General features: G+C 59.3%; 18 protein-coding genes and 2 pseudogenes. 10 read left to right on the forward strand and 10 right to left on the reverse strand.

Going from position 1 to position 23,101, the window contains the following annotated elements; all coding sequences use genetic code 11:
* Positions 1-344 precede the first annotated feature (344 nt).
* From FQ187_RS26620 to FQ187_RS26650, 7 genes are all read left to right on the forward strand, one after another.
* Entirely contained in the window at positions 345-1,586 is a 1,242-nt protein-coding gene (locus tag FQ187_RS26620) for an SfnB family sulfur acquisition oxidoreductase (protein ID WP_149631752.1), read from the forward strand.
* 23 nt (positions 1,587-1,609) lie between these two features.
* Positions 1,610-2,815: an SfnB family sulfur acquisition oxidoreductase gene (locus FQ187_RS26625; protein WP_149631753.1), complete on the forward strand. Its 1,206-nt coding sequence runs from the start codon at positions 1,610-1,612 to the stop codon at positions 2,813-2,815.
* On the forward strand, positions 2,816-4,168 hold the full coding sequence (locus FQ187_RS26630) for an LLM class flavin-dependent oxidoreductase (RefSeq protein ID WP_149631754.1): 1,353 nt from the start codon (positions 2,816-2,818) through the stop codon (positions 4,166-4,168).
* Between the two features lie 51 nt (positions 4,169-4,219).
* Positions 4,220-5,029 carry a MetQ/NlpA family ABC transporter substrate-binding protein gene (locus FQ187_RS26635; protein WP_149631755.1) on the forward strand — a complete coding sequence of 270 codons (810 nt, stop codon included), beginning with the start codon at positions 4,220-4,222 and terminating at the stop codon, positions 5,027-5,029.
* A 2-nt stretch (positions 5,030-5,031) separates the two neighbouring features.
* Positions 5,032-6,153, forward strand: coding sequence for a methionine ABC transporter ATP-binding protein (locus FQ187_RS26640; RefSeq protein ID WP_149631756.1), 1,122 nt, complete (start codon positions 5,032-5,034; stop codon positions 6,151-6,153).
* Positions 6,143-6,787 carry a methionine ABC transporter permease gene (locus tag FQ187_RS26645; protein ID WP_149631757.1) on the forward strand — a complete coding sequence of 215 codons (645 nt, stop codon included), beginning with the start codon at positions 6,143-6,145 and terminating at the stop codon, positions 6,785-6,787. The genes FQ187_RS26640 and FQ187_RS26645 overlap by 11 nt, the downstream gene beginning before the upstream one ends.
* Before the next feature lie 185 nt (positions 6,788-6,972).
* Positions 6,973-7,602: a bifunctional 2-polyprenyl-6-hydroxyphenol methylase/3-demethylubiquinol 3-O-methyltransferase UbiG gene (locus FQ187_RS26650; protein WP_149631758.1), complete on the forward strand. Its 630-nt coding sequence runs from the start codon at positions 6,973-6,975 to the stop codon at positions 7,600-7,602.
* A gap of 83 nt (positions 7,603-7,685) precedes the next feature.
* Here the strand turns inward: FQ187_RS26650 and FQ187_RS26655 are convergent, their stop codons facing one another.
* From FQ187_RS26655 to FQ187_RS26670, 4 genes are all read right to left on the reverse strand, one after another.
* Complete coding sequence (locus FQ187_RS26655; RefSeq protein WP_149631759.1) at positions 7,686-9,932, reverse strand: glycoside hydrolase; 2,247 nt, start codon at positions 9,930-9,932, stop codon at positions 7,686-7,688.
* 125 nt (positions 9,933-10,057) lie between these two features.
* Positions 10,058-13,111, reverse strand: coding sequence for an efflux RND transporter permease subunit (locus tag FQ187_RS26660; protein WP_149631760.1), 3,054 nt, complete (start codon positions 13,109-13,111; stop codon positions 10,058-10,060).
* Positions 13,108-14,175 carry an efflux RND transporter periplasmic adaptor subunit gene (locus FQ187_RS26665; protein WP_149631761.1) on the reverse strand — a complete coding sequence of 356 codons (1,068 nt, stop codon included), beginning with the start codon at positions 14,173-14,175 and terminating at the stop codon, positions 13,108-13,110. The genes FQ187_RS26660 and FQ187_RS26665 overlap by 4 nt, the downstream gene beginning before the upstream one ends.
* Positions 14,172-15,275 carry an efflux RND transporter periplasmic adaptor subunit gene (locus FQ187_RS26670; protein ID WP_149631762.1) on the reverse strand — a complete coding sequence of 368 codons (1,104 nt, stop codon included), beginning with the start codon at positions 15,273-15,275 and terminating at the stop codon, positions 14,172-14,174. Before FQ187_RS26670 ends, FQ187_RS26665 begins: the two co-directional genes overlap by 4 nt.
* A gap of 157 nt (positions 15,276-15,432) precedes the next feature.
* On the opposite strand from FQ187_RS26670, the pseudogene FQ187_RS31025 reads away from it, so the two are divergent.
* Together FQ187_RS31025 and FQ187_RS31030 are read left to right on the forward strand one after the other, a co-directional pair.
* A pseudogene (locus tag FQ187_RS31025) lies at positions 15,433-15,621 on the forward strand (AAA family ATPase); the annotation flags it as partial.
* Positions 15,602-15,796 (forward strand): annotated as a pseudogene (locus tag FQ187_RS31030) (AAA family ATPase); the annotation flags it as partial. The pseudogenes FQ187_RS31025 and FQ187_RS31030, both read left to right, overlap by 20 nt.
* Positions 15,797-16,510: 714 nt before the next feature.
* On the opposite strand, the gene FQ187_RS26680 reads toward FQ187_RS31030, so the two are convergent.
* From FQ187_RS26680 to FQ187_RS26695, 4 genes are all read right to left on the reverse strand, one after another.
* The gene (locus FQ187_RS26680; RefSeq protein ID WP_010464830.1) at positions 16,511-17,293 is read right to left on the reverse strand and encodes a MetQ/NlpA family ABC transporter substrate-binding protein; all 783 of its coding nucleotides are present in this window, start codon (positions 17,291-17,293) and stop codon (positions 16,511-16,513) included.
* Positions 17,294-17,469: 176 nt separating this feature from the next.
* Positions 17,470-18,402, reverse strand: a complete 933-nt coding sequence (locus FQ187_RS26685) for a sigma 54-interacting transcriptional regulator (protein ID WP_149631763.1) — start codon at positions 18,400-18,402, stop codon at positions 17,470-17,472.
* A gap of 73 nt (positions 18,403-18,475) precedes the next feature.
* Positions 18,476-19,057 carry an alpha/beta hydrolase gene (locus FQ187_RS26690; protein WP_149631764.1) on the reverse strand — a complete coding sequence of 194 codons (582 nt, stop codon included), beginning with the start codon at positions 19,055-19,057 and terminating at the stop codon, positions 18,476-18,478.
* A 363-nt stretch (positions 19,058-19,420) separates the two neighbouring features.
* Entirely contained in the window at positions 19,421-20,494 is a 1,074-nt protein-coding gene (locus tag FQ187_RS26695) for a fatty acid desaturase (protein WP_149631765.1), read from the reverse strand.
* A 100-nt stretch (positions 20,495-20,594) separates the two neighbouring features.
* Here FQ187_RS26695 and FQ187_RS26700 point away from each other — a divergent pair, with 100 nt between their 5' ends.
* On the forward strand, positions 20,595-21,599 hold the full coding sequence (locus tag FQ187_RS26700; protein ID WP_149631766.1) for an AraC family transcriptional regulator: 1,005 nt from the start codon (positions 20,595-20,597) through the stop codon (positions 21,597-21,599).
* On the opposite strand, the gene FQ187_RS26705 is transcribed toward FQ187_RS26700, so the two are convergent.
* Positions 21,600-22,832 (reverse strand): type II toxin-antitoxin system HipA family toxin, encoded by a 1,233-nt coding sequence (locus tag FQ187_RS26705; RefSeq protein WP_149631767.1) that lies wholly within the window; start codon positions 22,830-22,832, stop codon positions 21,600-21,602. It abuts the gene before it with no gap.
* Entirely contained in the window at positions 22,825-23,073 is a 249-nt protein-coding gene (locus FQ187_RS26710) for a helix-turn-helix domain-containing protein (protein WP_074872489.1), read from the reverse strand. Before FQ187_RS26710 ends, FQ187_RS26705 begins: the two co-directional genes overlap by 8 nt.
* Between the last annotated feature and the right edge of the window lie 28 nt (positions 23,074-23,101).

A 23,101-nucleotide genomic window follows, 5' to 3' on the forward strand; every position in this document is an offset into this window, starting at 1 on the left:
GGAAGAAGACAGGGATTGATCAATCGAACTATGATTTTTCATGGACTCGCCCTCGCTGTCGTTGGCTGTTTAGACTGCCACCGTGGCGCATTGACGCCTCGGCTTGGGCGAGTCCATCCAATTACATGAATCTGTGGCACCACCTTCTATGCATATTCCTAAAAGTTAGTTTATTAATTTTTTATACACGCTTAGGGTATATGCACCGGACCACCGGACATTCTTGTTTTCGTTCGTCGCAACCCTCGCGGCGTTTCCATGAGATGTGAGGTAGGTATGGTCCGGAACACAATCACCCCAGTGCAGATCGCCAGGGCATTGCGTGCAGCCAAGGAGCGGCACTGATGTCCAGTCTGGCAGATACAATCGTCCAGAGTGATCTGGACATCGCCCCGTTGTTGTTGCCCGCGCAGGTCTTGCGCAACGACGCACAAGCCATCAAGGCCGCCCATGAGCTGGCGCAAGTCGCCCGTCTACAAGCAGCCAGACGCGACCAGCAGCGCAAGCTGCCATGGTCGGAAATCGAACAGTTCACCCGCAGCGGCCTGGGCAGCATTGCCATCCCGCGTGAGTACGGTGGCCCGCAGGTTTCGTTCGTCACCCTTGCCGAAGTCTTCGCGATCATTTCCGCGGCCGACCCGGCATTGGGACAGATCCCGCAGAACCAGTTCGGCATTCTCAACCTGGTGCTCGGCAGCGCCACTGAATCGCAAAAAAAGCAGCTGTTCAAAAGCGTGCTCGACGGCTGGCGGATCGGTAACGCGGGCCCTGAGCGCGGCACCAAAAACACCCTTGAACTCAAGGCGCGAATCACCGCCAGCGGCGACGGCTTCGTCCTTAACGGGCAGAAGTTCTATTCCACCGGCGCCCTGTTCGCCCACTGGGTCGCCGTCAAGGCGCTGAACGACGATGGCAAGCAGGTTCTGGCCTTCGTCCGCCGCGGCACACCGGGCCTGCGCATCGTGGATGACTGGTCGGGCTTCGGCCAACGCACCACCGCCAGCGGCACCCTTTTGCTCAACAACGTGCAGGTCGACGCCGAGCTGGTGGTGGATAACTGGAAGATCAATGACAGCCCGAACATTCAGGGTGCCGTGTCGCAGCTGATTCAAGCAGCCATTGACGCCGGCATCGCCCGGGGCGCCATCGACGACGCCATCGCGTTCGTGAAAACCCGGGCACGGCCGTGGATCGACGCCAAGGTCGAACGGGCCAGCGACGATCTTTATGTGATCGCCGACATCGGCAAACTGAAAATCGAATTGCACGCCGCCGAAGCGCTGCTGCGCAAGGCCGGACAAGTGCTCGATCAGGTCATCGCCGCGCCGCTCACCGCCGAGTCCGCCGCCCGCGCCTCGATTGCCGTGGCCGAAGCCAAAGTCCTGACCACCGAGATCTCACTGCTGGCCAGCGAAAAGCTTTTCGAACTGGCCGGCAGCCGCGCCACCCTCGCCGAATTCAACCTCGACCGCCATTGGCGCAACGCCCGCGTGCACACGCTCCACGACCCCGTACGCTGGAAATATCACGCCGTCGGGACGTATCACCTGAACGGCACTTTGCCCGCTCGCCACTCCTGGATTTAACGACCAGATCTCTGGAGAAACACATGACTCTTTCTCACCACGTCGCGGTCATAACCAGCGATGAGCAAGCCCTGATCGTCGCCAGTGACCTGGCCGAAGATTTCAAACGCGACAGCGCCCTGCGCGACCGCGAACGCCGTTTGCCACACCCGGAACTGGAAGTGTTTTCCCGCTCGGGTCTTTGGGGCATCAGCGTGCCAAAAGAATACGGCGGCGCCGGGGTTTCCAACGTCACCCTGGCCAAGGTGATCGCGCTGATCGCCCAGGCTGACGGTTCCCTCGGCCAGATCCCGCAGAACCATTTTTATGCGCTCGAAGTATTGCGGGTGAATGGCAGCGAAGAGCAGAAAAAACGCCTCTACGCAGAAGTATTGGCCGGCCAACGCTTCGGCAATGCCCTCGCGGAACTGGGCACCAAAACCGCCCACGACCGCGTCACCAGCCTGACCCCTGATCTGCATGGAGAACGTGACGGCTATCGCATCAACGGTCGCAAGTTCTACGCCACCGGGGCGATTTACGCCCAGCGCATTCCGACGTCGGTGGTGGATGAAAATGGCATGCAGCAACTGGCGTTCGTGCCGCGCAACAGCAAAGGGCTGACGGTGATCGACGACTGGAGCGGTTTCGGCCAGCGCACCACCGGCAGCGGTTCGGTGGTGTTTGAAGATGTTTACGTCGCCGCCGAAGACGTGATCCCGTTTCAAAGTGCGTTCGAGCGCCCGACCACCGTCGGCCCGCTGGCGCAGATTCTTCATGCCGCTATCGACACCGGTATCGCCCGCGCCGCCTATGAAGATGCGCTGCATTTCGTGCGCACCAAGACCCGGCCGTGGATCGATTCCGGTAACGACAAAGCCACCGAAGACCCGCTGACCATCAAGAGCTTCGGCCACTTGAGCATTCGTCTGCACGCCGCCGAAGCCTTGCTGGAACGCTCTGGCGAATTCCTCGACAAGGCTCAGGCCGACACCAACGCCGAGACCGTCGCCGCCGCGTCGATTGCGGTCGCCGAAGCCCGCGCCATCAGCACCGAGATTTCCCTCGCCGCCGGTAGCACGCTGTTTGAACTGGCCGGCAGCCAGTCAACCCTGATCGAACACGGTCTGGATCGCCACTGGCGCAACGCTCGGGTTCATACGCTGCACGACCCGGTGCGCTGGAAGTATCACGCGGTCGGCAATTACTACCTCAACGATGAAAACCCGCCATTGCGGGGGACCATCTAAATGAGCAAGAAAAAAATTCTGCTCAATGCGTTCAACATGAACTGCATCGGGCACATCAACCATGGTCTGTGGACGCATCCACGGGACACTTCAACCCAATACAAGACGATCGAATACTGGACCGAACTGGCACAACTTTTAGAGCGAGGTCTGTTTGACGGATTGTTCATCGCCGATATCGTCGGCGTGTACGACATCTACCAAAACTCGGTAGACGTGCCGCTCAAAGAGTCGATCCAACTTCCGGTCAATGACCCGCTGCTGCTGGTGTCGGCCATGGCCGCAGTGACAAAAAACCTTGGCTTCGGCCTCACCGCCAACCTGACTTACGAATCGCCCTATCTGTTCGCCCGACGCATGTCCACGCTCGATCACCTGAGCCGTGGCCGGGTCGGCTGGAACATCGTCACCGGCTACCTCGACAGCGCCGCCAAGGCCATGGGTTTGAGCGAACAGGTCGAACACGACCGTCGTTACGACCAGGCCGACGAATACCTGCAAGTGCTCTACAAACTCTGGGAAGGCAGCTGGGAAAACGGCGCAGTGCTTAACGATCCGCAGCAGCGGATCTACGCGCAACCCGAGAAAGTGCACAAGGTCGAGCACAAGGGCGAGTTCTATCAGGTCGAGGGTTATCACCTCTGTGAACCCTCGCCGCAGCGCACGCCGGTGCTGTTCCAGGCCGGCAGTTCGGATCGTGGTTTGCTGTTCGCCGGGCGACATGCCGAGTGCGTGTTCATCAGCGGCCAGAACAAACCGTCGACCAAAATTCAAGTGGACAAGGTGCGCGCCAGTGCCGTCGAGGCCGGGCGAAACCCCGAGGACATCAAGGTATTCATGGGGCTGAACGTGATTGTCGGCGCCACCGAAGAGCTGGCCTGGGCCAAGCATGCCGAGTACTTGAGCTACGCCAGCGCCGAGGCCGGCGTGGCGCATTTCTCGGCCTCCACCGGGATCGATTTCTCCGAATACGCCATCGACGAACCGATCCAGTACGTAAAGAGCAACGCGATCCAGTCCGCCACCAAAAACCTGCAAAACAACGACTGGACTCGCCGCAAATTACTCGAGCAACACGCCCTCGGTGGTCGCTACATCACCGTGGTTGGGTCGCCTGAGCAAGTCGCCGATGAGCTGGAATCGTGGATCGCGGAAACCGGCCTCGACGGCTTCAACCTGACGCGAATTGTCACGCCGGAAAGCTATGTGGATTTCATCGATTGGGTGATTCCGGAGTTGCAACGCCGAGGGTCGTACAAGACCGCTTACGACAGAGGCAGCCTGCGAGAAAAACTGTTTCACGGCGAGGCGCATTTGCCCGAGCAACACACCGGCGCGGCCTACCGGAGCTAAAAGTATTGCGAGCAAACACCACACAACTATGCACTGCCTGGAAAACTCATCATGACCAGAAACTATCTCTCTCACCCAGTCAAAGCACTGGCCCTGGCCCTCGGCCTTTTCAGCTCCATCACCTTCGCCGCCGATGCGCCGCTGAAAGTCGGCACCACTGCAGCCTTCGCCATTCCCCTGGAAGCCGCCGTCGAAGAAGCCAAAAAACAAGGCTTGCAAGTCGACCTGGTGGAGTTCAGCGACTGGATCGCCCCCAACGTCAGCCTCGCCGCCGGTGACATCGATGTGAACTACTTCCAGCACGTCCCGTTCCTGGAAAACGCCAAGGCCGCCGCCGGTTTTGACCTGGTGCCGTTCGCACCGGGGATCATCAACAACGTCGGTCTCTACTCGAAGAAATACAAAAGCTTCGACGAGCTCCCGGAAGGCACCAGCGTGGCGATCGCCAATGACCCGATCAACAGCGGTCGTGGCTTGCAACTGCTGGCCAAGGCTGGGCTGATCACGCTTAAACCGGGCGTTGGCTACAAGGCCACCGAAGAAGACATCATCGCCAATCCGAAGAAGATCAAAATCTTGCAGGTCGAAGCCGTGCAACTGGTACGCGCCTATGACGACGCCGATCTGGTCCAGGGTTACCCAGCCTACATTCGCCTGTCGAAGACCTTCGATGCCGGCTCCGCCCTGCTGTTCGACGGTCTCGATCACAAGGAATACGTGATCCAGTTCGTGATCCAGCCGAAAAGCAAAACCGACCCGCGCCTGATCAAATTCGTCGACATCTACCAGCATTCGCCGGCCGTTCGTGCAGCGCTGGATAAAGCCCATGGCAAGCTCTATCAAGCTGGCTGGGAAAGCTGAATATGACGGCAGCCACCCAACTGCGACTGGAAACTCCAGAGCCCCACAAAGTCGAACAGACCGAACTGCATCCAGCGCTCAACCGCGCTCACGTGCGCTTCATCAGCCTGGGCAAAACCTACAACGGCCAGCAAGGTCCAGTGGCGGCCCTGCACGGCATCGACCTGGCGATCCAGCGCGGCGAGGTGTTCGGCATCATCGGTCGCAGCGGCGCCGGCAAGTCGTCGCTGATTCGCACGATCAACCGTCTGGAACAACCGAGTACGGGTCGCGTGCTGATCGATCAACTCGACATCGGCGAGTTCGATGAAGACCGCCTGGTGGCGCTGCGTCGGCGCATCGGCATGATCTTCCAGCACTTCAACCTGATGTCGGCCAAGACGGTTTGGCAGAACGTCGAGTTGCCGCTGAAAGTGGCCGGTGTACCGAAGGAAAAACGCGAGCAGAAAGTCCGCGAATTGCTGGAACTGGTGGGCTTGCAAGAGAAACACAAGGCCTACCCGGCGCAGCTTTCCGGCGGGCAGAAACAGCGCGTCGGCATCGCCCGCGCCTTGGTGCATGACCCGGCGATTCTGCTGTGCGACGAAGCCACTTCAGCGCTGGACCCGGAAACCACGCAATCAATCCTCTGCCTGCTGCGCGAGATCAATCAACGCCTAGGCCTGACCATCGTGCTGATCACCCACGAGATGGCGGTGATTCGCGATATCTGTGATCGCGTCGTGGTACTCGAACACGGGCAAATCGTCGAGCAAGGGCCGGTCTGGGAGGTCTTCGGCAATCCGCAGCATGAGGTCAGCAAGACCTTGCTCGCGCCGCTGCAACACGCGTTGCCGGAAGAACTGCAAAGCCGCCTGAGCCCGCAACCACAGTCCTCGGACGCCGCTGTTGTGCTGCGTTTGCAGTTCACTGGCAGCGCCAGCGACGAGCCTGACCTTGCGGCGTTGTTCAGTGCCCTCGGTGGTCGCGTGCGTTTGCTGCAAGGTGACGTGGAACGGATTCAGGGCCATGCCCTCGGGCAATTGCTATTGGCGGTGACCGGTTCGTCCCTCGGCGCAGAGGAATTGCGTCAACGCGCCGGCAACTGGGCGCAACAGGTGGAGGTGCTGGGTTATGTGGTTTGATCGCTTGCTGCAAGGCGTCATCGACACCTTTCTGATGGTCGGCGTGTCGTCATTGATCGCGCTGCTGGCGGGCATTCCGCTGGCGGTGATTCTGGTCACCAGTTCCAAGGGCGGAATCTATGAGGCGCCGACGCTGAACCGTGCGCTGGGCGCGTTCGTGAACCTGTTCCGCTCGATTCCGTTTCTGATTCTGATGGTGGCGCTGATTCCGTTCACCCGGCTGATCGTCGGCACCACGTACGGCGTCTGGGCGGCAGTGGTGCCGCTGACGATTGCGGCCACGCCGTTCTTTGCGCGTATCGCCGAAGTCGGTTTGCGTGAGGTTGATCACGGGTTGATCGAAGCGGCGCAGGCGATGGGTTGCCGGCGCTGGCATATCGTTTGGCATGTGTTGTTGCCCGAGTCGCTGCCGGGGATTGTCGGCGGTTTCACGATTACGCTGGTTACGATGATCAACTCGTCGGCCATGGCGGGGGCGATTGGTGCCGGCGGGTTGGGCGACATCGCTTATCGGTACGGGTATCAGCGATTTGATAGCCAGATCATGTTGACGGTGATTGTATTGCTGGTGGTGTTGGTGGCGGCGATTCAATTGGGCGGGGATCGGTTGGCGCGGGGTCTCAATAAGCGTTGAGCCTGGCTGAAGTCATTGGTTGTCAGTGATACCGCTTTCGCGAGCAAGCCCGCTCCCACATTCGACCGCGTTGCCCGGGTGGACGCGATGAAATGTGGGAGCGGGCTTGCTCGCGAATGGCTGCGCAGCAGCCTTCTGCCTCATGGCGTATATTCGGCGAACTCACATTGCCTGCGCAGCCGACCATGAAACAGACCCCCACCGACCTCGAGCAGATCACCTCCACCACCCTGGGCCATTACAACTCGGTAGCTGAAAGTTTTCGCGAGGGGACTCGCGATCACGATGTCAGCCAGAACATTGAGGCGCTGCTGCGGCATATTCAGGGGGAGGCGCCATTCGACATTCTCGACTTTGGCTGTGGGCCGGGGCGTGATTTGCAAACCTTCACGCGCATGGGCCACACCGCTGTCGGGCTTGATGGCTCGGAGAAGTTTGCGCAGATGGCGCGGGAAGACAGTGGCTGTGAGGTCTGGCAGCAAGATTTTCTGAAGCTGGATTTGCCGGCAGAGCGCTTTGACGGGATCTTCGCCAATGCGGTGCTGTTTCATATTCCGCGTCAGGAATTGCCTCGGGTGTTGACGCAATTACGCGGGACGTTGAAACCGGGCGGGGTGTTGTTCAGTTCCAATCCTCGTGGGGAGAATCAAGAGGGGTGGAATGGGCCGCGTTATGGGGCGTATCACGATCTTGAGGCGTGGCAGGATTTGCTGACCGAGGCGGGGTTTGTAGAGTTGGAGCATTACTACCGACCGGCGGGGCTGCCGCGGGAGCAGCAGCCTTGGTTGGCGAGTGTCTGGCGCAAGCCTGCGTAGTCAGTGCCGACGCCTTCGCGGCCAAGCCCGCTCCCACAGTTGACCGCATTCTCCTGTGGGAGCGAGCTTGCTCGCGAAGGTCTTCAGCGCGACGAAGCAACCTGATAGCTCACCACTGACCCATCCACGCCAAACGCCGTGATGCTCTGCCCGGCCAACCGTTTGCCTTCAACTTCACGCTCGCGCACATCGAAATTGGCCACCAGCCGCGTGCTATCGGCAAACGTGGTTTGCTGCACCTGGCGATCCTCGGTCAACCAGCGAAAATCCGTCATCGCCTGAGTCGCCAAGCGTTCGTGCAGTGGCCGAAAAAACCCATCCTGTCGTGCAATCACCGGCAATCGCTGCTTCAACGTATCCGCGCTCAAGTGATAGAGCGGCGGCACGTTATAGAGCAACTGAGTGAGCTCGTTCTCGACCCGCACATTGCTCAGCTTCAGGCTGTCGAACAGCCAGTGATGAGTGGTGATCACCGAGCCGTGGAACACTGCCTGATACAGCGGCAACCGGGTCTGCGGGGCAAAGTGCACCGTACGATAAGGTTCCTTGAGCGGCACCGACTTGAAAAAAACCTGGGGCTTTTCGTTCGGAAACCAACGGCCCAGGTAATACGGCGACTTGGGGTTCTTGCTCATGTCCGAATCCCCCCAGCCGATCACCGGTGTCTGCATGCCATGGGCAAATAGCACGCCCCGAGCCGTGGTGGCGTTGCCGTCCTCGGAGCCGGCAGGCAACTGCAGTGTCTCGTTCAACCAGCGGGAGGCATCGATATTGCCCTCGGCGTTTTGGGCTTGGCTCATGGTGGCGCCGGGGCGATAGCTGTCGAACACCATGCCGGTGGCGTAGGCATCGAGGAACCAGCTATTGAACCCGGCCTTGGCCTGTACCGCACGAACTCGGGCTTCAAGCAGTGGCCGCACACAGCGCGGATCGGTGTAGTGCCCGGATTGCTGGAAACCGCTTTTGAATTCGCCACTCCTCAAGACAATCGCGCACTCAAGGTTGGCCCGAGAGCCCAGATGCGCGGTGGTCCAGTCCGGGTTTTCAGTGGTGGTCAGTGCGGTTTCGTAAGAGTCGTAAGGCGCCACCAGATACCCGGCCGCCACGCCTTGGCGCACCGCTTCAGGATGCCAGAGGCCGCCCTCCCAACCCTCGCCGAGCCCTAACCATAAGCGCGACAACCCGGCGGCTTGCAACTGTTCGAATGTTCCAGACGACAACGTGTTGCCCCAGCCTTCAGGGGTTGCTGTCAGCGCCTCGGCAAATGCTTTCGCCACTTGCGTGCGCAGTCGACCATAACCCTCAGCCAGTGATTGCATGTCCGGCTCAGCGACTGACTGCCAGCCGCTTCGCGCCTTTTTGTTCAGCGCACCATTGAGGCTACGCAGCAACGTGGTTTGCTGGTAACGGTCGAGGGGCAGTCCGGCACGGCTCAGGATCTGCCGGGTTTCGGCGTCGAAGCTGTCACGCAATTTACTGGCCAGTGCGTCATTGCCCCGCAACAGCTTCAACAACGCCGGCCAACTGCACACATCGTCAGGGCCCAACAGGTCGTTGCCCCATAGATACACATGGCTGGCTCCCAACAGCTTTTTCGCCTCGGGGTTTTGCCGCAGTTTGTCGCTCAAGGATTCGTATTGCCGGTTGTCGATCAACCATTGGCGATAGCGTTTGGCTCCGGCCAACGGATCAGCATCGCCCAACGACAGCGTTAACGTCAGCGGTGTGCCTGAATCAAGGGAGGTGAACTCGTGACGGGCGGCCAACGCCAGGGTCTTGCCCTCGGCGCTGAAAGTCAGCCGATTGTTGAAGGGGTTAGTCATCAACCAATTCAGTGTGAAGCTGCCGTGATCGACACCCCACAGCGGCAGGCTCAGGTCCTGGGTGGTAGTGAACTCGCCCTGATCCAACAGAAAGCTTTGCCACAGCGGATCCCCGGCGGGTACGTAATGCCCCTCTGCCAGCGGCCAGAACAGGCCTTTGCCCATGGCGCTGCCCGGTTGCTTGAGGAAGCTCAGTTCACCGGGATCGCGAGCGCTGATGGACAGGGACAGATCACGTTGATCGAGGCTGGCGCTGAGCGTCCAGGCACCATCATCCCACTGCCAGTCAATGCGCTTGGTGGTCTGCACAAGACGGCTGACCTTGTGCACGGGCACGCCGGCCGACGCTTGCACCGGCAAGCGCCGCGCGGGAGTGACGCGAACCGCCAAGGTCGCGGGGTCAAGCTCGACACGCCACAGCGGGTTTTCCAGAACGATATCGGCCAAGGCCCACGGCGAGAGCAGCAAAGTGCAGATCAGCATCAGATAGCGATGAAGTGGCTGCATGGGGCGTCCCTTCTGCGTTAAGAGCAGGGAGGGTAAGGCAAGTGAAACGGGAATGTCGGTCAGTAAGATGTTGGAAAATTGTAGAACGCCTTCGCGAGCAAGCTCGCTCCCACAGGGTTTGTGCCTTAACGGGTTTCTTTCTTCGGTTCGCGAATCTTGTACCAGGCCACGTAAAGCGCCGGCAAAAACAGCAACGTCAGCAACGTCGCAATAATAATCCCGCCAATCATCGCGTAAGCCATCGGCCCCCAGAACACTTCTCGGGCGATCGGGATCATCCCCAGGCTCGCCGCCGCTGCCGTCAGCAGAATCGGCCGGCGACGATGCTCCGTGGCTTGCACCACCGCATCCCACGGTGCGTGACCGTCCTTCTCCAGGGCATCGATCTGCGTCACCAGAATCACCGAGTTGCGGATGATGATGCCGATCAGCGCCAGAATCCCGAGGATCGCCACAAAGCCCATCGGCGTGCCCGTCGGGATCAGCGCCAGCACCACGCCGATCAAACCGAGCGGCGCAACGCTGGCCACCAGGAACAGCTTCTGCACGCTGTGCAACTGGATCATCAGGAAAGTCGCCATCAAAAACAGCATCAACGGCACAACCTTGGCAATTGGCCCCTGGGCCTTGCCGCTTTCCTCGACGGTGCCGCCAGTGGCGACCTTGTAGCCCACCGGCAAACCGGCGGCGAATTTATCGATGTCGGGTTGGAGTTGCTTCACCAGGTCGGTCGGCTGAATTTCGTCGCGCACCGCAGCCTTGATGGTGATGGTCGGTTTGCGATCGCGGCGCCAGACCAGCGGTTGCTCAAGTTCATAGCGCACGGAGGCAAAAGCCAGCAGCGGAATCGACGTGCCGCCCGGCGTGACGATCTGCAAATTCTGCAGGGTTTCCGGGGTGCCGCGCTCAGCATCGATAGCACGACCCACCACGTTGATCAGGTAGATATCGTCGTCGACCTGAGTTACCGGCGCACCGACCACGATACTGTTCATCAGGTTGGCCACGTCTTCCGACGACAGCCCCAATTGCCGTGCCTTGTCCTGCGCGATGTCGATGCGCAGGACTTTGCCCGGTTCGTTCCAGTCGTAAATGATCTCGCCAATGTGCGAGTTTTTATCCAGTTCGATGGCCAGGGCGATGGCGTGCTTGCGCACCTGATCGATGTCCTTGCCGCTGACCCGGTACTGAATCGGCCGCCCCACCGGCGGGCCCATTTCCAGCGCCTGGACGTAACTGCCGATACCGACAAAATCCTTGCGCAGCCGCTCGCGCAAGCGTTGGCTAAGCGCGTTACGCGATTCCAGCCCTTTACTGACGATCACCAATTGCGCGTAGTACGGGTTCTGCAATTGCTGGTCGAGGGGCAGGTAGAAACGGATCGCCCCTTCGCCGATGTAGGTGCTCCAGCGCACGATGTCCGGGTCGCCCTTGAGCGTCGCCTCGAGCTTGTCCACCGCCTTGCGGGTTTCGGCGATCGAGGCGTTTTGCGGCAGGTTCAGGTCGACGAGGATTTCCGGGCGGTCCGAAGACGGGAAGAACTGGTTCTGCACGAACTGCATGGAAAACACCGACGCAACAAACAGTGCGATGGTGATGCCGATCGCCCACCAGCGATTGCGCATGGACCAGAACATGCCGTAATTGAACGCCCGACCGATGCGTCCCGGTTCTGCGTCGTGAGGTTTCACGTTGGCGCTGAGGATGTGCACGCCGATCACCGGGGCGAACAGCACCGCGACAATCCACGACACGATCATGGCCACCGCGATCACCGCGAACAGCGTGAAGGTGTACTCGCCGGCCGAGCTGGCGTTCAGGCCGATGGGCACGAAACCGGCCACCGTCACCAGCGTACCGGTGAGCATCGGGAACGCAGTCGAGGTGTAAGCGAACGTCGCTGCTTGCTCCTTGGTCTCGCCCATTTCCAGGCGCGTGACCATCATTTCGACGGTGATCATCGCGTCATCCACCAGCAGCCCGAGGGCAATGATCAGCGCACCGAGGGAAATCCGCTGCATGGTGATGCCGCTGTATTCCATGAAGACGAAGACCATCGCCAGCACCAGCGGAATCGAGCACGCCACCACCAGCCCGGCGCGCACGCCGAGGCTGATGAAGCTGACGATCAGCACGATCACCACCGCTTCGAACAGTGCGCTGGTAAAGCCGCCGACGGCTTTTTCCACCACTTCGGCCTGGTCGGAAACGTTGTGTACACCGACGCCCACCGGCAGGTCGGCGGTCAGGTCGGTCATGCGCTGGTGCAACGCCTTGCCGAACACCTGAATGTTGCCGCCCTTCTTCATCGCAATGGCGAGGCCGATAGCAGGATGGCCGTTAAAGCGGAACTCCGGTGTCGCCGGGTCGACATAACCACGGCTGATATCGGCAACATCGGCGAGGCGGTAGAAACGATCGTTGAGTCGCAGGTTGACGTTTTCCAGGTCTTTCTCGGAGGCAAACTGCCCCGAAGTCCGCACGGAAATCCGCTCGGGACCGGCCTCGATCACACCGGCCGGCGTCACCGCGTTTTGCGATTGCAGGCTCTGCACCACCTGACGCTGATCGATGCCCAGTGCCGCCAGTTTGCGAGTGGAGAAGTTCAGGTAAAGGACTTCATCCTGCTCGCCGACCATCTCGACCTTGCCCAGCCCCGGCACTTCGCGGATCTCGGCGCGGACTTGCTCGACGTAATCGCGCAATTGGCGCATCGACAAACCGTCGGCGGTAAAGGCATACACCGAGCCGAACACGTCACCGAATTCATCGTTGAATCCCGGCCCTTGCAGGCCTTGGGGGAAGTCGCCGCGAATGTCGTTGATCTTCTTGCGCACCTGATACCAGATTTGCGGAATGTCCTTGGCGCTGGTGGTATCACGCAAGTTTACGAAAACCGTCGACTCGCCGGGGCGGGTGTAGCTTTTCACGTAGTCGAGCGAGTCGAGCTCTTCGAGTTTTTTCTCGATCCGGTCAGTGACCTGCTTGAGGGTTTCTTCCTGGGTCGCGCCCGGCCAGCGAGTCTGGATCACCATGGTTTTGATGGTGAACGACGGGTCTTCCTCGCGGCCCAGGTTCAGGTACGAGAACACGCCCATCAGCAGCGCGACGAACATCAAATACCAGACAAACGACTGATGCTTGAGGGCCCATTCGGATAAGTTGAAACTCCCTTTCATTGCGGGCTGTCCTCATCGATTTTTACTTTTTGCCCCGGTTTCAGGCTATTCACGCCGGCACTGACCACCCGCTCGCCAGACTTCACGCCGCTGGCCAGGACCATCGTTGAGTCAGTGCGGCTGACCAGGCTGACGTCTCGTGGGGAAACGGTTTGAGTCTGCGGGTCGATGACCCAGATCCGCGGTTTGCCATCGACCTCCTGAAGCGCAGTCAGGGGCAGTTCGATACGCGGTTTGATCGCGGAGCTGAGGGTCACGCTGATCGCCGTGCCCAGGCGAAACCCCGGTGGCGTGTCGGTCAGTGTCAGGCGGGCGCGACGGGTGCGAGTCGCGCTTTGCGCCTGGGGCTCGATTTCGCGAACGATGGCTGTGGTGGTGATGCTCGGGTCGAGCTGGACGGCAACCTGAAACACCACGTCTTCCGGCGACTGGTCGACCAGGGTGTCCGGCAGGTCGATCACCGCTTCTTTGATGTCCGGCTGCGCCAGGGTCACCACTTGCTGGCCGGCGCTGACGACTTGCCCGGCTTCGGCATTCCACGCGGTGACAATGGCCTTGTGATCGGCGCGCAGTTCGACGTAGTTGAGCTGGTCCTTGGCCTGATCGACCGCAGCCTTCGCTTGATCGAGGGAGGCCTGGGTGGTTTTGAGGTCGGTCTGTGCGACGTCGAGTTGTGCCTGGGCACCCACACCACGATCGAACAACTCTTGCTGACGCCGGGCGTTGGCCTGGGCGTTGATGAGTTGCGCCTGGACGCTGGCCAGATTGCCCTGAGCGGAACGCAACTGATTCTGCTGATCGGTGGGGTCGAGCGTGGCGAGCAACGCGCCTTTATCAACTTCGGCACCGACATCGACGTTACGGCTGGCAATGCGTCCCGGCACCCGGAACCCGACATTGCTTTCATATCGAGCCTGGATGCTGCCGGCGAAGCGGCCCAGACTTTCTTCGTCCAGGGACTGGACCTTGATGGACAGCACCGGACGCACAGGCTCCGGCGGCGGTTCTTTTTTCGAGCAGGCCACCAGCATCACACCGGCGCAAACCAGTAACAGACGCTTCATGGCTGGGCTCCCGCGGCTAAATCCTTATAGGTGTTTTCGGCGATTTCCACCTTTACGCCTGGGTGCAGCAACTGGCCGCCGGCGATGACGACTTTTTCGCCACCCTTCAGGCCGGCGCTGATGATCACTTTGCCAGTCAGGTAGCGGCCGACCGTGACGGTGTGCAGCTGCGCCTTGCCCTCGTCGTCCACCAGCCACACGGCCGGGTCGCTGAGATTTTTCGTCAGTGCCGACCAGGGCAGTTCGACCGCCGACTTGCCTGGCGTCTTGGCCGTGGCACTCACCACCGAACCGAGCTGCATGCCTTCCGGTAGTCCGTTGAGCGAGACTTTGACCTGCACCGTGCCAGTCTGCGCGGAGACGGCCGGGGTGATTTCCCGAACGGTGCCGGTGGTTTTGATCGCGGGGTTGTCGAGCAGGCTGACGACCACCGTTTTATCCTCTGGAGGCTCTTTCAGCAGCGATTCGTAGACGTTGAACACTGCGTCGCGCTCACCGTCCCGGGCCAGGCTGAAAATCGGCACGGTGGCCTGCACCACCTGGCCGACCTCGGCCTGGCGTGCGGTAATCACCCCCGGCGCGTCGGCGACCAACGCGGTGTAGCTCAGTTGTTCACGGGCGTTGGCCAGTTGCGCCTGGGCAGCCGTCAGGGCGCTTTGGCTGCTGCGCAAGGCGGCTTGGGCGGAATCGAACTCGCTCTGGCTGGTGTAGCCCTTGGGCAGGAGTTTTTGCTGACGGACGAAAGCGGCGGCGGTCTGTTTGACTCGCGCCTGTTCGGCAACAACCTGCGCCTGAGCCGAGTCGACGCTGGTTTGCAGGTCCTTGGGATCGAGCTTGGCCAGTACCTGTTTGGCCGAAACCCGATCACCGACATCGACTGTACGCTGGATGATCTTGCCGCCAACGCGGAACGACAGATCGGTCTGAACACGCGCCTGAACATCACCGGTCAGGGTCACCGTCGCCGCGTAATCCGCAGGTTTTACCTCTTGCACGAATACCCGCGGACGGTCCTTTTCGACCGGTTTTTTATCGCCACAGGCGCTCAGCAGAACAAGGAGGCTCAGGCCAACCACTGTTTTCAATCCGGGACCCAGCATGCAGACTCCTTTGCGTTGTACGTTCGTGCCAGTGACGATACGACTGTGAGCTTAGAACAGGGTTCAAAGGGTGCGCCTCACGGTTTGAAATAAAGCCTGGCGCACGATGACGTGGACAATAAGGCAGAATCGCGCACCACGTAGCAGGAAGCTCCCCATACTCAAAACCCTCGCCGCGGCCAATTACCGCTCGATCAATAAATGGGTGATTCCGTTGGGTCGGTTGAACCTGATCACCGGCCCCAACGGCAGCGGCAGATCCAACCTCTATCGCGCGTTGCGCCTGCTGGCGGAAACCGCTCAGGGCGGCGTGGTCAATGCGTTGGCCCGCGTTGGCGCGGTTGATTATCCGTGCGTCGAAGCAGTGTCAGGTGTGGGTGGTTTCTCATGCGCGGCGGTTGATTTCGGCGTTGCAGCAGGATCTGGAGTGCAATTGCATTGTGCTGGAGAAGAACCTGGGCCAGACAGGGATTGTCGGGCAGCGGATGCTGGATGAACCAGCGTGGTATTGGCCGGACTAATCAGCGCCTGTTAAACCGAATCGCGATCGGAAAGTCACCGCATAACTCAGCGAATCACTCCTGCCACTTGCAACGTCACGCCCACGGCTTTAAGAAACGCCGGCAGGGGGCCGAGGATAAATTTGAACATTCTGGACGCCGCAGGGTAAGCGACGGTGGTGCAGTCCAAGGGCGGTGGATAACTACCCGGCAGGCACCGACTTTAAAGGTATAAAAAGAAGAATTTAAATACCGTTTAGGCATATTGATATCACGCAAAAAACTATCCTCCGAATTTGCTGCGGCAGCGGAAGACGACTATTTTTCTTTGCGCTGTAGGAAGGATCTTTTTTTCATAATCCCCCTCCAAGGACGCACAGCTTTTGGCCAGACTCCCCGGCCGAACCATCACAAGGAAGAGAAAATGGCTGACGTAAAAGTGCCACAGCGGCTGGATCCGCAGGACATCGTGAAGTTGTTGATGGCGTTGCGCAGAGCGTTGAAGGCCAGGGCGGCCTGAGTCTCCTGAGGCGAACAGATCCCCTGTGGGAGCGGCGGTGCGACGATTCGACTTGCTCGCGAAAGCGATCTGTCAGTCGACATTGATACCAACAGACACGGCCTCTTCGCGAGCAAGCCCGCTCCCACATGGGTTTCGTGCAGGCACAAAAAAACGCCGACGCTTTTGTTAGCCGTCGGCGTTTGAAACCTTGAAGGGTTTGATGCTGCGTCGAATCAGAACGCCGGCAATACCGCGCCGCTGTACTTCTTCTCGATGAAGGCTTTCACTTCCGGGCTGGTCAACGCCTTGGCCAGTTTCTGGATGGCTACGCTGTCCTTGTTGTCCGGACGAGCCACCAGGAAGTTCACGTAAGGCGAATCTGCACCTTCGATCACCAGCGCGTCTTTAGCCGGGTTCAGACCGGCTTCCAGCGCGTAGTTGGTGTTGATCATGTCCAGGTCGACCTGGTCCAGAACACGCGGAAGCATGGCCGACTCCAGTTCCTTGAACTTGAAGTTGTGCGGGTTCTTGGCGATGTCTTTCGGGGTGGCCAGAGCGTTTTTCGGGTCTTTCAACTCGATCAGGCCAGCCTTCTGCAGCAGGATCAGAGCACGGCCGCTGTTGCTGCCTTCGTTCGGGATTGCGATGGTTGCGCCGTCTTTCAGCTCAGCCAGGGTTTTGACTTTCTTCGAGTAGCCGCCGAAGGGTTCGACGTGCACGCCGATCACGGTCACCAGATTGGTACCTTTGCCTTCATTGAAGCTCTTCAGGTACGGCAGGGTCTGGAAGTAGTTGGCGTCCAGACGCTTCTGGTCGACCTGTACGTTCGGCTGAACGTAGTCGGTGAAGACTTTGATTTCCAGATCCACGCCTTCTTTGGCGAGGGTTGGTTTGATCAGTTCAAGAATCTCGGCGTGTGGAACCGGGGTCGCCGCAACCACCAGTTTCTCGCCAGCCTGGGCCAGGCCCGCGGTCAGGGCAGCCGCCAATGCGGTGAACAACAGAACCTTTTTCATGCAGTGTCCTTATCGAAAATCGCGGTCGTGATCGACGACGGCTTGTTTATTACGAGTGGTTTTTGTAAGTGCTAATGAAGTGCTATCGCTGGCGTGACGCGGACAATACCGGGATTTTTTATTCCCGAACAATATCTTTTATTCACTTTCATATTCCATTTTGTTCATACAGATCCCTATAGCGTCTGCGTCAGGCTTTCTAGCAATTTCTTGAGTGCAGATCGCTCGGCAGCCGTGCCGTTTTTAATTAGCCGAGCAGCTTGTTGCTCGATCTGCACCAATGACGGCGGCGCCTCGGGCAGATTCAAATGCTCGGGCAAAATCTCATCGCCGGTGCTGACCAACAACGCAAAGTGAATGACGTTTTCCAGCTCCCGAGTGTTGCCCGGCCAACTGTGTTGCTCAAGCAAATGCTGCGCGGCTTCGCTGATCAGCGGCACCGGCAGGTCCAGGCGCTGGCTGTAGATGCCGAGGAAATATTCCGACAGCGACAAAATATCGCCCACCCGCTCACGCAAGGCCGGCAGTTCGAGCTGGCCTTCGCTGAGGTAGTGGTAGAGACGCTCATTGAATTTTCCGGCGGCCACCGCTTGGGCCAGGTCGATGCTGGTAGCGGCGACCAGGCGCACGTCCACCGGGCTTGGTTGGTGAGCGCCGACACGCGTGACTTCGTGGTTTTCCAGCGCCGCGAGCAATTTGATCTGGATCGGTAGCGGCAAGTCGCCGATCTCATCCAGGTAGAGCGTCCCGCCGTTGGCAGAACCGAACCAACCCGCGCGACTGCTGGCCGAACCGCTGTAACTGCCGGCGGCATAACCGAACAATTCCGCATCGGCGTAAGTCGGACTGATCGCGCCGCAGTTGACCGAGACGAACAACCCGCCACGATCACTCGCGCGATGGATGTGCCGCGCGAGCAACTCCTTGCCGCTGCCGGTTTCGCCACGGATCAACACCGAGATCGAGCGCGGCGCCAATAGTTCCAGCTCCTGGCGTAACTGACGCGAACGCGGATCGACAAACACCAGCGCCTTGGCGCGAATGCTCAGGGGACTTTTTTCTGCGTCGGGGAAGGTCAGCAGCGGCTGACCGAAGACTTCGAAACTCATGGCAGACTCCCGCCCTAAACCGCCGGGAGACGGGGGACGTTGTTTTAAAAAACAAAAGCGAAAAAGAAAAGGTTCAAGCACGTCGCAGGGCGTGGTGTTCCATTCGGTTTTGCAGGCGATAGAGATAGGCAAAACCCTGCTCCCAGCGTTGGTGACCGGATTTCACGTTGATGTGCCCGGCACCCGACAAAATCCCCGCCTCGGCGCCCCAGTGACGTGCCAGTTCCAGTGCACGCGGTGTGCTCACGGCGCTGTCGTTGTCGGAGCTGACAACCTGACTCGGGAACGGCAGCAAGTGGCTCGGAATCGGCGCGAAGTTGCGCAGGGCCGGTGCGCAGGCCGGACGTTCGACGTCCGCCGGGGCGACCAGCAAGGCGCCGCGAACCTGGCGCAAAAACTGCACGGGCGCGGTGGCAGCCCAATGCGCGACAGTGATGCAACCCAGGCTATGGGCGATCAGGATCACCGGCGTGCTGTCGGCGGCAATCGCCTCAGCCAGTGCCGCGACCCAGTCTTCACGACGCGGCGTCAGCCAGTCGGCCTGCTCCACCCGCGCGCTGTTCGGCAGGCTGTTCTGCCAATGGCTTTGCCAATGATCTTCTGGCGATCCTTGCCAGCCCGGCACAATCAGGTAGCGAATTGATTCGTTGCGCATGGGGGGAGCTCTCCTGCTGCGTGTCTGTTCCAGAGCAAGTATAGGGAGGAGAGTTATATTCGTTAAGGAATAAGAAGCTATTTATTAAGACCTATAAAGAATATGCAGCAGTTTGGGACAGACAAAAAAAGGGGCCGCACCCTGCCAAGGAGACGGCCCCGGAAACTCAAAATTTGATAATGCGATGATTGGCTGAAATGCATATCCAATAAAGGAATATTTAATTACTTTATTAGATCCAAAATGCATATATCAATCAGCGATACTGTCACCACCAAGCAACCCTGCTTGCGTCATAACGTATCGCCCTATTGGGTCAGATTGATGACGAAATTCGTTATCTTGAGTTTCCGGTCACATCGATCAAGCCTGAGCGGCACGAACCTCCTGTGCCTCTGTTGTTTCCTTGCGCACAAATCGATTCGCCCGCCCAAACGTCCCGAAATCATTGAACCGCACACCCATCTCGCGCATGACCTTATGCGCCACCGGCACGGTCATCTGACGGATGTAAAACGGCTCCTTCACCACAAAATGATGGATGCCGTGGCTGCTGCCAAAGTTGAAGCAGAACGCCTGCAATGGCCACATCCACCACGGGTTCAGCACCTGGGTCTGCTGGATTACATTGCCCGGCTCCACGTCACCGTAGTAGTGCATGTTCGAGCTGACGAAATGCAGGCAAAAGGTTCGCAACACGTTCGGGCCGATGATCACCACGGCAGCGATATCGATGACTTGCATCACCGACAAAGTAGTCGCCGACCATTCGATAGGCGTACCCAGCAGATGAGCGATGCCTTTCGCCGCGTGAAAGCCGAGAAACATGTACCAGGCGCCCCAATGCACCAGCGCCAGCGGCGCGTAGACCCTCAGGGTGCGCTTGATGATGCTGATCTTGTGAGCCCAGGTCTTGGCTCGCAGCATGCGGATGAACGCCGACATCACGTTGTCGCCGACCATCAACAGCCGCGCAAAACCCCAGGGTTCGCCGTTGGTGATGGCGCGCTCTTCCATGTCGGATTCTGTGCCGGAGACCTTGTGGTGATTGAGGTGCAGATGCCGGCGAATCCACGGATTTATCGTGCTCGGCCGCGCCAGCCACACCAGTCCCATCATCAGGTTGTGCGGTACGCGCTGTTTGCGGAAGTACATGCTATGAATCAGGTCGTGTTCCAGCTCGTGAGTCAGCGAGGCAAAAAATGCGTTGAGCAACAGGCATGCCCACCACGCCATGTGCCCGGTCATGTAGAGCGTCGCCGAGCCAATCATGCCGACCAGCGCGAAGGCCAGAATGCCCGCGCCCAGGGCGTCCTGATGGTTGAGAATCGGGTAGCGCTGACGCAGTTCGACCCCCTTGGCCAGCACCACTTGGCGAATATGCGCTGATCGCTGAGTTGCATTCAGTCGCTGGGGACTTGCAGAAGTACCGTGCATGCTTCCATCCTCTGGTTATTGATGTTCGCATCCTGCCTTGTGAACCCTCGCAAAGCGGTAGCCGTGAACGCCAACCTGTTGACCGGAAGCGCCAATCAGCATGACTGAACCGACCTCCCTCGCCAGCTGGACCCGCGCCCTGCGCAAGCAACTCGATGCGCTGGGCCTCGACAGCACCGCCCTGTGCCAACAGGCGGGGCTCGACCCGCGACTGATGGACGACCCGAACGCCCGTTACCCGTTGTCCGGCACCACGCGCCTGTGGGAAATCGCAGTGCGAGTCAGCGGCGACCCGGCGATTGGTTTGCGGGTATCGCGCTTCGTCAGCCCAACCACGTTTCACGCACTCGGCTATGCGCTGGTGGCCAGCGGCAGTCTGCGAGAAGTGTTCGAGCGCATCGTGCGTTATCACCAGGTGGTCAGCGATGCCCTGGAACTGGAACTGACCCGCACCGAGGACCGCTACCGCTTCCGCCTGAAAATCCCGCCAGGCAATCCGGCCCCGGCTTTCGAAGCCATCGATGCTTTCACGGCGATTTACGTACGCACCTGCCGCAATCGCCTGGGCCGTGATTACGCCCCGCTGGCGGTGTACCTGCGCCGCCCGGAACCGGCGGACCCGCATCAATGGCACAAAGTCTTCCGCTCACCGGTGTACTTCGCCGCCGATGAAGACCGACTGGAATTCGCCGTCGGGGACTTCGACAGCCACCTGGACGACGCCAACCCGGAACTGGCCGAGCACAACGAAGCCGTGCTCAAACGCACCCTCGCACAACTCAAACCCCTGACTTGGGAACGCAAGGTTCGCGACGCCATTGAGGAACAATTGCCGGAAGGCGAGCCCAGCGCCGAACACATCGCCCAGGCACTGCACCTGAGTTTGCGCAGCCTGCAACGGCATCTGGCGGACGAGGGTTACCGCTTTGATACATTGCTCAACGAAAGCCGCGAGAACCTGGCGCTGCTGCATTTACGTGATCCGCAATGCTCGTTGAGCGAGATCAGCTATCTGCTGGGATTTGCGGACACGAGCAGCTTCAGCCGCGCATTCAAGCGCTGGACCGGGATGACACCGGGGCAGTTTAGGGATGGGTTGCGGTAATCAGCTTTTGACCAGGCTACGCGCTACGCCTGATTTCCACTGTTCGATCATCGCTTCGCCAACCATGGCAAAGGCGCCATTCCCCCTGATGTAATCAACCATTTCCGCCTTCGCGACATCCATTCCATGAGCGACTTGCTGTAGCAGTTCATTGCACCGTCCCTCGGTCAGGTTGCAAGCCGACCGACCAAAACGCATCAGCATTTTGTATTTGGGCCACGCCTTTGATCCGCCTAACAGCAACGCCATACTGTCTGCCTTGATGTAGACCGTAGTCGTGACGATGTCATAGGCCGGAGCCAGTCTGATTTGCGCATCAGCCCCGCAATGTTCGTACAGCACACCGAAGTTCTTGAGGTGAGCATCGCCATTCTTCAGAGCGGACGACAACGCCACTATTTTGAAAAAAGACTCAAGGGCGTCATTGAGCAATGGCGGGGAGACAAACTCCTTGATCTGCCTCGCGGCGCCTTCGTACGAACCATCGTATTTGGCCTTCGAAGGCCAGGCATTGAGCACGCAGAAATCCTCAAAGCCCAGATAACCTCTTTCATTCAGATCGAAACGTTCGACGACCAGAAATTTAGCGTGATCGCTCAGTTCGAAAACCGGCACTTCAAGACCCGAATGCAGCGCAGCCCTCATGCAGAAGTATTCGTTGGCAGCGAGTTCAGGGTACTCCTCTGGCCGAAACGATTTGACCAGATGCGTTGCCCCGCGATGGGTCAATCGGTCGACAGTTGTCGCACGGTCACGGATAAGCACCTTCGGCTGCACACCGGAAACGCCCGAATATTGGCCATAGGTGTGCAGCAGATCTTCGAACAAACCTTGGGCACCGTCATGAACCAGCAGATCCGCGAGACTGGTTTCAGGCAGCCGGTCACTCGCCTCTTGCGCGTTTTTAATCCCCACTCGCCCAAGCTGGTGCGGGCCGACGATCGCCAGCATCGCGAAGTCGTCAAACCCTCTAATCGCTTTGCTAAAGCGACGAGTCAATTCATCGCGCAGAGAACCTTCCGGTAGATTCATTTCAAAAACCGGCGGGACACCTCGCTCCCACGTGTAGCTCTCGAGGCGAGCGGGCATGGTCAATGAGACGGCATTTTCTTCTAGCGCGTCTTCGGCGTAGGCAAACACTGAATCAATGCGAGACTGACCACGGCCGAGGGTTCCGACCGTTGTGCCGGAAACACTGATGTGCAGCCTGTCCTTTTCCTGCTGCTCACCCATGGAAGTTCACCTTTTTGAGGGTGTCCAGTGTAGGACGCGTCGACCGCCGCGGCACAGCCGTCAGTTCGTACCCGAAGCCATTGAGGATCGCTTCAACCTTGCGCAGGCCAATTTCGGAAATGGTGTTGTTCTCGATACCCGAAATCGTGGAACGGCTCATGCCGTACTGCTTTGCCAGGTCTTGTTGAGACAACTTTCGTTCTTTGCGCAGCAACCTGATCAGTTCACCGAGGTTTTCCATCCCGCCCACCTGCATCATATACAGTGCA

Source organism: Pseudomonas sp. ANT_J28 (assembly GCF_008370005.1).
GTDB lineage: Bacteria > Pseudomonadota > Gammaproteobacteria > Pseudomonadales > Pseudomonadaceae > Aquipseudomonas > Aquipseudomonas frigoris.